We start from the raw sequence: 9,621 nt of genomic DNA on the forward strand, positions 1-9,621 counted from the left end.
AGATGGGTATAAGAGACAGCTCGTCCCGGAAGGTCACGAGCTGTGGGCGGAGGCGTTCGAAGGCGTCGCGCAGCCGGGTCATTCCGGCCCAGGCCTGCATGTCCCGCACGGAGGCCGGGCCGAAGGCGGCGAGGTAGCGCAGGACGGTCGCGTCGGGCGTGGCGGCCGGTCGCGTGGGCCGGCCGAGCCAGTGCTCGGCGGTCGTGAGCCTGACCTGCCCGCTCTGCCCCCACAGTCCGCGCGGCGTCACCTGCACGAGCGGGAGGCGGCAGCGGGCCGCGACGGCCAGGGCCTGCGGATCGGCGTCGGGCCATTCCCGGAGCAGTGCCTCGCGCAGCTGCCCCATGGTGCGGGGCTCGGCCTCCACGAGGTCACGGGCCAGCCCGGTGAGCCGGTCCAGGTCGACTCCGGCGAGTCCCTTGCGGAAGGTGACGAGCTCCCGGTCCCGGGCGGGCTGCACCAGCGGCCGCAGGGTGAGGCAGTCGTCCGCGGTGTGGGTGTGGATGGTGGAGCGCATCGTGACGATCCGGACGGCCTCGCGGTCCGCCATCAGCCGGGACAGCGCCTCGGGGGTGAACCCGTCGAGACGCGCGGCGAGCGCGTAGTACGTCGGCTTGACGTTCTGCGCCTGGAGCCCGAGCAGATGCTCGACGGCCGCCGCGACGGACAGCCGGGCGGGGCGCAGGAGCAGCTGGCGGTCGAGGGTCGCGCGGTTCAGGGCACGCGTGCCGAGCAGGGGTGCCGTGCCGGTGACGCTCCGCTTGGTGTTCGTCATGTGAGGCACGGTAGCGGGGCTTGCGGACAGGTTCTGGCCGCGACCACGGGCGGCATCGACCGAAGAAGCCCGCTGGTGCTCCGCTGTACGGGAACAGGCCGGGCCGCACGGGCACAGAAGAAAGGTGACCCGCCGGATCGCGTACCGGACGGATCCGAGCCGTCCGCCGATCTCGCGGGTTCCGGTCCTGACAAGGCGGGCGAGTGCCTCGGACACCGGTGAACCGCCGCGGGCACCGACTCCTGCGCGGGTGAGCCCCCGCAGGTCCTGCGGGGAGTCGGAGAAGACCGCGATCAGGGTCTCGTAGCGCGCGGATTCGACGGGCACACCCGCCGGCCACAGGAAGGGCATACCCGGACCGTGGCCCCCGGGCTCCTCGCCCAGAGCGCGCCGTTCTGCCGGGTCGAGCGTGATCCCGGCAGGCTCCGCCTGGTTCAGGACGGTGATGCGGCCCGCGACTCCCACATCGAGGACGTTGGCATAGACGGTCGCCCCGCCGGTACCGGCATGCGCGACGCTCACCCACAACCGGTCGGTCAGGTGCAGCACCGCGCCGTCCGTGACACTGCCCGACTCGGCGGACACCGCGAAGTCGACCGGTGCCGGCAGTTCGTCCGGGGACGTCACGAGCCGGTGGTAGTCGGTGCAGAGGCGCGCCGTGGCCCGGACGTCGTAGGCCGCGACGTTGCCGGCCCCGTCGCGAGTGATGCCGTAGATCTGGCCGATCGGCGCGTACACGAGGACGATGTCGTCCGGTAGGAGGCGCTCGGCCAGCGCGGCCACCGAGGCCGTTCCGAATCGGGGGTAGGGCGGCAGAGCCGTCGTGAGGACGTACTCGTCGTCGTCCGACAGCGCCCTGCGCAGCCGAAGCAGCGCTGTCTCCAGCTGCCGTTGCGACCCGCCCGTCCCCGCGTCGGCAGCGGATCGGGTGAGATAGCGGACCGCCTGCTGTTTGCACGGTGTCGACATCGATGTGGGCGGCGTCTCGGCGTCGGCCCAGAGCCTGTTCAGCGTCAGCAGCCCGAGCAAGCTGCGGCTGGTGTTGCGCTCCAGGGTGTCGAGGGCCTCGACCGGGCGTCCGGCACGTTGGGCGCTCTCCGCGGCCGCGAGATAGATCGCGCCCAGTGTCGAGGACCGGCTGCGTTGCGTCGCGGCCGAGCGGATGTGGCGCCGGTCCTCCTCGGCGACGCGGACGGCCCGGTGCAGTCGGGCGGCCACGACATCGTCACCGGCTTGCGCGTCGAGCTCGCGCAGTGCGGCGAGGAACTGGTCGTTGGCGCTCGTGGGCGACGCGTCGGCGACCGGTGCGCTCGGGTCGACGGCAGCCAGCTTCCGGGCACACTCGCTGCGCCAGTGCGCCTGTGTCCCGGCATCGTCACCGAGCAGGTGCACGGAATCCATGCACCAGCGCAGTGCCTCGGCCGCCTCTGCGGAGGCGGACCACAGGAGCCTGGCGCCGCGGACATAGGAACGGAACCAGGCTCCGTAGTCGGCGTCCACCTCGGCCAGCCGGTCCAGATAGAACTCGGACCTCCCCTCGACCCGGGCGACCGGCAAGTCCGCGTCGAGGGCCAGGACGGCGAGTGCCCGGCACAATCCGTCTGCGGAGCCCGCCTTCCGGAACGCGGCCTCCGCCAACTCCGCGTGGCGCAGGGCCGCGCCGAGGTCACCGGTGGCACGGTCGCCCCGCACCAGCTCCCACAACTCGAGTTCGACCTCGCCCTCCATCCCGTACGCATGTCGCTCACGCAGCGCCCGGGCCGCGCGCTGAAGATGAGCGACCGCCTCCTCGGTGCGTCCCAGCGCCTGCAGGACGGCCGCCTCCCGCCAGGCGATCATGGCCGGGTCGGTCCTTAGCTCCGCCGGATCCCGCAGCCCCGCCCGCTCCAGCACGGTCCGCATATCCTGGCTCGCCGGGTCCAGCCCGGCCACCTGAGCGCGCACCTCGGCGACGCCGTGGGCACGGCAGTCCCGCAGAGTTCTGCGTACGCGTTCGAGCTCCAGCCGCACACGGCCGTGCTCCGGATCGCTCCGCTCCCGTGCCACCGCGCCCGCGACGAGCCGGTCGAGCACCGCCTCGGCCTCCTCGGTCAGGAGCTCCGGCCGTCGCTCGACGGCGGCGAGGAACGGAAGGGGGCCGTCGAACGTCTCGGTGAGCAGCGCATGGACGGCCTGGGCGGCGGCCGACGGCGCACGATCGTCCAGGACGCGCTCCTGCTGTCCGGGGTCGGTCGAGTGGCGAGAGGGACGAGGGTACCGACTCGGTTCCTCCCGCCGCATCACCTACACCGAAAGGGAATTGCGGTCAGTCGCTGTCCTGCGAGTCCACGGCGAGGACGACCCGGCTTGCGGACCGGGTGCCCTCCTCCACCTCGACCCGGTACAGCCCCGGCGCCGGAAAGATCACCTCGGCGACGACATCCCCGTCGTCGTACTGCCGTGCCACGACGGCGACCGACTGAAGGGAGCCGTCGACCGGGCTGCACCGGACACGAGCCTGGGACCTGGCACCGCGCACCTGGACGCTGCAGCGACGCCCCGCCTCCACGACGTCGGGCAGAAACAGGGAAAGCTCGTACCGGTCGGACGAGGGCAGCCCGATGCCCCCGTCGTCCGGCAGGGCTCGCGTAAAGCCGCGTCCGGACGGGCCGGGGTCGGCCTCGGTCACGTGCTCTTGCAGCAACATGGCCCTCACCCAGTCCAGAACAGTGCGGTGCGTCGTCAACGCGCCGTACTGGACAGGGACGAAGACGTCCGCTCGCGTCGGCGAGCTCGCGGACAGGCAGGGCACCACACCGTCACCGCCGAAGTCCCACCGGCTGAGGTTGCCGTGCCGATCTCGTAGGGGCTCCCCGTCGTTGTGCATCCGCACCGAGCTCAGCAGTGGGTGGACCGCACCGTCGGCCCTGAGGTGGACGCCCTGCACCGTGGGCTGACCGCTGCCCACCACGGCCCGGACAGGTGAGGCCGGAGAAGCCGCGTCCGAGTCGTGGCGGGTGCGCATCGCATCCCCGGCAAGGGCTGTGTCACCGCCCAGCCATGCGATGTCGTCGAGCTCAAGGCGCCGCACCTCCCCGTCCCGGTGCTCGACGCAACGCTGGTCGGGCAGCAGGTCGTAGAAGCCGGGGAGGGTCCGCATGACCTGCCCCATCCGCAGCGAAGGCACCGCCCCCGGGCCGGAGTTTTGGTAGGGACCCAGCGCCTCCAGGGCTTTGGGGACACCGTGGAAGGGCGTCCCCAGGCACAGGAGCTGCCGAGTGACCTCGGCGAGGCCACGGGCCATCGCCGCGCGGACGACGAGTCCACCCGTGGAGTGGGCGACGAACACCAGCCGGGGTTCCTGTGGCCCGTGCCCTGCTCTGCCGCCGGTCCGGGCGACCTCCGGATGGGCTCGCCAGCGCTCCAGGTGGCGGGTGGCCGCCCGCGTCAGGAGGGCCGCGTTGTGTGCGGCGGACAGGCGCCAGTCGTAGGGAAACTCCAGTACGGCATCGGGGTGGGCGACGGAGTTCCTGACGGTCCGCAGCAGGCGGACGTAGGGCTCCAGGCCGCCGAGCAGGGGCGCCCAGGCGGGCGTACGCAGGAGACCGACGGGACGGACCCGCCGGAGGTCGCCTGCGCGTTCGTCCGCCGTGAACTCAAGGGCCTGGACTCCGTTCCGCCACCATGCTTCGATCAGGCCCGTCCGGGACTCGTGTCCCCACAGACGCCTGCCGGTCTCGGTGTCCTCCAGAACGCTGCCCATGAATCCGGGAACCACGACCACCGCGTCCAAGCCGGCCGCGGGCACCGGGATCGCCGAGCCGGGTCGGCTGCCGGTGCTGCTCCTGGTGTACGAAGTCTGGTCGACCTCGTACTGATAGGTGTTGACGAGGGAGTGGATCCAGGACGGTTGCCGCTCGGCGCGGCTGTCGATGTAGTCGCCGACGACCTCACCACGGACGGTGCTGTTGTGGACGGCCAGCCAGGTCGAGGGGTTCTCCTCCTGCCGGGTTTCCGCCTCGGCGTCGTCCTCCCCCCGGGCAGCCGGTTTCCGCTTCGCCGCCCGTGTCGCCTCGGCGAGGTCTCGTACGTCGTCGTCGCTGAGCGACGTCCGCAGGATCTGTCCGGCAACGCCCTGGACATCGACTCCGAGCAGACGGGCGGCCTGTGACACCAGCTCCGGCACATGGTCGCCCACCTCCGCGGCGAGTTCACGGACGAGCGCTGGGTGCCGGGCCCGCTCACGTGGGCCGAGTCGGGAGACGCGCTCCACCACCTCTTCGCGCAGCCGCCGCGCTTCCACGGTGTCCGCGCGGTCCCCCCGGCGGTACAGGCGCAGTTCGGCCACCGCGACGCTCAGTGGGAGCTCCTCCCCGAGCCCGAGGGGCTCGGCCGCCCGGCGTGCCTGGCGCAACAGAGCCCGCGCGGCCTCGAAGTGTCCGAGGTCCTCGTCGATACGGGCGCCACTCACGGCGATCTCCACGAAGCTCCGGGCGTCGGAGAGACGGGAGGCCAGTTCGAGCACCGGCTCGACCAGCTCGCGCGCCTCCACCATCCGGCCCAGCGCGGCCAGCGCACGGATGCGCAGCGCGGCCAGCTCGACGTCCTGAACCACGTGGTCCGGACGTTCGTCCAACAGGAGCAGGGTCTCCTCGGCCCTGCCGTCGGCCAGACATGCGGTGCCGGCGCGTAGCGCCTGCCGTGCCCAGGTCTCGTCGTCCGCCTGGCGCAGCAGGCCGGGGGCGACGGTGATGCCGAGCCGCTCGGAGACGTAGATCCGGCCGCGCACGGGCAGTTCTTCGAGGGCGGAGTCGAGCAGCGGGCCGGCTTCGCTCAGCCACCGGCGATCCAGTGTCTTGGCCGAATGCCCCAGGCACAGCCGGTGGTAGAGCTCCTCCGCCCGGTGCTCGACGGCGTTGACGGGGTCTTGCTCGGCCAGGTCCGCGTAGTAGGCGACCGCCTTGCGGTGAATGCGTCGGACGAGGGCGTGCCCCTCGCCTCTCAGCATCGGCAGCATCACGCGGCGCACATCGGCGCGGTGGACGACGGCCTCCCGCCCCGGTGCCTCCTCGACCAGAGCCGCCTCGTCCCGGAGCCGCCAGAACAGGGTTCGGGCGCGTCGCTCGTCGACCTCCCCCAGACCGCACGGTCCGGCCAGCACGTAGCGGATGACGTCCGGGGTGACACGGCGGACGGTGAGCCCGGGGCTGGCGATGCGTCGCAACCCCGGATCCTCCAGGTGGTCGAGGATGCGCCGGTAGAGGACGCCCTGGCGCTCCTCCGGCTGGAGTCGCAGCTGCACTTGGCGGCGCAGCGACGCGTCACGCAGAGCTTGTGGCCCCTCCCTGCGGAAGAGGTCGGCGGCCAGTTTCAGACTGAGCGGGTCGGATCCGACCGTCCGGATGACGGTCCGCAGAGCGGCCTCGTACTCCCGGCCACCGCCGGGCAGCAGCCGGCGCACGTAGCTCTCCGCGGTGGCGGGATCGAAGCCCTCCAGCGGCACGTGCGCGAACCGTCCGTCATCGACCGGTGCACGGCCCGCGGCGATGATCCGCAACCACGGACACGCGTCCTGCAGGACGTCGAGGAAGTCCAACAGCCGGGCCAGGGCGAACGCCCCCTTCCGCTGGGCCTGTTCGAAGGTGTCCAGAACCAGCAGGACCGGCTGGTTTCCGGGTTGCAGAGCCCCTGCCACCAGCTTGGCGAACCGGGCGACGAGGGCCGTCTCGTCGCTCCGGCGTCCCGTTCTCGGGCCCTTGGTCCCCCGCAGCTCGCTCTCCGCCCTGCTGTCCGCCTGCAGGGTGGTGCGCACGGCTCTCTGAAGCTCGGGCACCGCGGGCCCGTCGAGTGCGGGTGCCAGTATCCGCAGCTGCCGCAGCATCTCGCCCAGCACCGTGAGCGGCTGCTCCGGCACCAGATCGGTGCGATCGAGTGCGAGATACGCGTAGAGCCGCCCGTGCGACGGCCGGGCCCGCGTGACGCTGTCCAGCACGAAACGGGCGACGAGGGTGGACTTGCCCACGCCGCCGGGGCCGTGGATCAGCAGCCAGGGGGGCCGTCCCGGTGGGCCGGCCGCGCCGGTGCGGACATGCCGGGCCAGTTCCTCGAGTTCATGCTCGCGCCCGCAGAAGGTGGCATCGGCCAATGCGTCCAACGGCTGGAAAAGTCTCGCCAGTTCGATGTGCCGGCTGATGTCCTGTGTGCCGGGCAGGGTGAGGGATCGTTCGGCCAGAGCGGCGCGGGCGCGCGGCGCGTCGTCGAGCCAGCCGACGACGGTGAGGGCGGCGTGGAGCTCTTCCAGACGCAGCTCGTCGAGCGGCCGCGCGATGCCCGTCAGGAGCCGTTCCGCGCAGTCCCGCGCGGTGTCCTGCCCAGCCCCGGCCCCGGAGCGCAGAGCCGCCAGCAGGCGGTCAGGGGTGCCCAGTCGCTCCAACGCAGCTGTGCGCACGGCCGGAAGCAGTCGCCAGCGTCGGCCCTGACGGGTGCCTACCCGCTCACAGTCGTGCGAGAGGAACTCCCGCACGGTCGTTCCCGCCGCGGTGTCGTCAGGCTCGTCTTCCTCCAGCTCGGCCGCGTCGAAGGCGCTCACCAGCGCCGTCTTCTCCCGCAGCGCCCACCGCTGCGGTTCCACGTCATCGGCGCCGGACAGGGCACCGGTGGAGGGGGCCGAGCGCAGCAGGTTCAGGACGTCGGCCTCGGTGACCTGCTTCCAGGGTGAGGACTCAGCCACCTGTTCCTCCGTACATCTGGTAGAGCTGCCGGCCGCGGAGCGCGGCCACATGGGAGATCCGTTCGAGAGGCAGGGGCAGGCCGGGGTCGTGATCGCCGCCGGTGGCCTCGCGCAGCACCTCCTTCACGAGGAGATCGGCGACGGTCGGGTCGATCCGCGCTCCGGCGCTCGCCGCGATCGAGCAGAAGAACTCATGGAGGTGTTCCACACCGATCGGGCCCAGGTGCGCGCGCCACACATACGGATCTGCGGACGGCTGGAGCCGTCCGTCGTAGGCGATGAGGACCATGTTCAGACGGTCGCCGGTCTCCCCCTCGACCACCGCTTCCGCGAGGCCCTCCACCATCCGCAGGGCCGCTGGGGTCAGCGCCGTCCCGATCATGCCGTCGAAGACGAGCCAGTGGTCCTCGTTCAGGGCGCGCATGTGCCGCTTCGCCACGTTCACCAGCCGTCTGACGTGGGTGGCTTCGGATGCGAAGGGGTCACCGTGGCCCAGGTCCCAGCCGAGCTGGTCGGTGAGCGCGGCGGCGATGTCACTCACCTCGACGGGCGGCACGTACGCGGACAGATCGATCTTGTACGGGGTGATTTTGCGATTGCCGAGGACGTGGCAGAGCAGGAACCAGGTCCAGGTCTTGCCACACCTGCGGTCACCGTCGACGATCAGTACCCGGCCGCCGGGGGCGTCGAGCATCTCGCGCAGCGTCGCACGCAGTTCGCTCCGGTTGATGAACGCCCTCGTCCGTCCGCCGCCCACCAGCAGCGCCGCGCAGGGGTCGGCCTCCCCCGCGGGCGGTTCCTGGGACAGGAGCACCTTGAAGATGTCGTACTCGGCACTGCTGGGATGCTGCGCGACGACTCGGATCAGTGCCCGCAACTTGCGTGCGGAGGCCGCGTGTTCCAGCACGCGCGGCCAGATGTCGGTCAGGGGTCCTCGCCATTCGACGGCTGCGGGGAGAAGACCGACGGCCGCGACGAACTGCCGGACGGAAGTCTCTCTGTCGTGGACCTTCAGCAGCACGTCCAGGAGTTCGCGGGCTTGCGCGTCGTCGAACGCGAAGACGGTCTGGTCGAGCAGGAGCGCCACTGCGTCACCTCAGCCCCGCGTTCGCCATGCCCGCTGCGACCCGCTCGATCCTGACGCCCTCATTGCGGTACTCCGCCTGTGCGCTGAGCGGGCCGATCCGGGCCCAGCGGCGGTGCAGGGCGACGAGCCGCCACCGCTCGTCGAAGACGGGCGAGCCCGACGATCCCCGGTCCGTGTCGGTCCAGTACTGCACCATCTCGTCGTCCACGTGGCGAACGACGTTGTGCCGCGCGGCGAGTTTCTTCACTCCGCCGTTCGGGTGCTGGACGATGTAGACGCGGTCGCCCACCTCCAGGGTGACCCGCTCGGGCAACTCGATCACGACCGCCTCGTCGGGCAGCGGCCCGACCGCCTTGATGACGGCCCAGTCGTCCGTCTCGTCACCGACCACGGAACCGGGATCGCAGGCGACGCTCACGTGCTCCAGGTCGCGGCCGTCGAGGTCCTGTTCGTAGCCGAACCACGCCTCCACCCGTTCCGGGCGGACGCCGCCGCCGAACAGGACGTGATGGTTGGTCAACAGCAGATCCGGGCTCACCCGGAACGCCGTGCCGTGGTAGCGGCGGCCGCGGTCGTCGGTGACCAGCAGTCGGCACACCGCCGTTGCCTGCTCGGTTCCCCGGCGCAGGAACGCCACGTCCTGGAAGGTGTTGGTGCTGAAGATCCGCCGTTCCAGGGGGTCCGGGTCGGAGAAGTCCTTCCAGGTGCCCGGCGGGGGATCCGGCGCGGGTGCCTCGAGAACCGGCCTGTCGCCGATCAGTTCCTTCAGACGCTCCGCCACCGCGAGATCCGGCCCGCTCTCGATCGCTGAGAGCAGTGTCCTCAGTTTGCCCTGGTTGCGGGCGGCGGGGATGAGGTCGAACCAGACGCCGTACACCGGCTGCCGCCAGTCCACGTCCCAGGTCACGACGCCCGCCTTCTTCGCCATGGCCTTCACGGCCATCGGCTCGTCGTAGACGGAGACGAGCAGTTCCTGGAGTTCCTGGGCTCCCGGGGCGCTCCATTCGAAGGGAAGGCGGTCGAGGAAATGCGTCATCGCTGTCACCTTGC

4 protein-coding genes are annotated in these 9,621 nt (G+C 71.4%); all 4 read right to left on the reverse strand.

Annotated elements, in window-relative coordinates; translation table 11 throughout:
- The coding region (locus C1J00_RS31040) for a winged helix DNA-binding domain-containing protein (protein ID WP_102912313.1) at positions 1–775 on the reverse strand (775 nt) is incomplete at its 3' end.
- A 2,305-nt stretch (positions 776–3,080) separates the two neighbouring features.
- Positions 3,081–7,484, reverse strand: coding sequence for an AAA family ATPase (locus C1J00_RS31045; protein ID WP_102912310.1), 4,404 nt, complete (start codon positions 7,482–7,484; stop codon positions 3,081–3,083).
- Positions 7,477–8,571, reverse strand: coding sequence for an effector-associated domain EAD1-containing protein (locus C1J00_RS31050; RefSeq protein ID WP_102912311.1), 1,095 nt, complete (start codon positions 8,569–8,571; stop codon positions 7,477–7,479). Before C1J00_RS31050 ends, C1J00_RS31045 begins: the two co-directional genes overlap by 8 nt.
- A gap of 4 nt (positions 8,572–8,575) precedes the next feature.
- On the reverse strand, positions 8,576–9,621 hold a 1,046-nt coding region (locus C1J00_RS31055; protein WP_245936577.1), incomplete at its 5' end, for a S1 family peptidase.

It is taken from the genome of Streptomyces cahuitamycinicus (assembly GCF_002891435.1).
Lineage (GTDB): Bacteria > Actinomycetota > Actinomycetes > Streptomycetales > Streptomycetaceae > Streptomyces > Streptomyces cahuitamycinicus.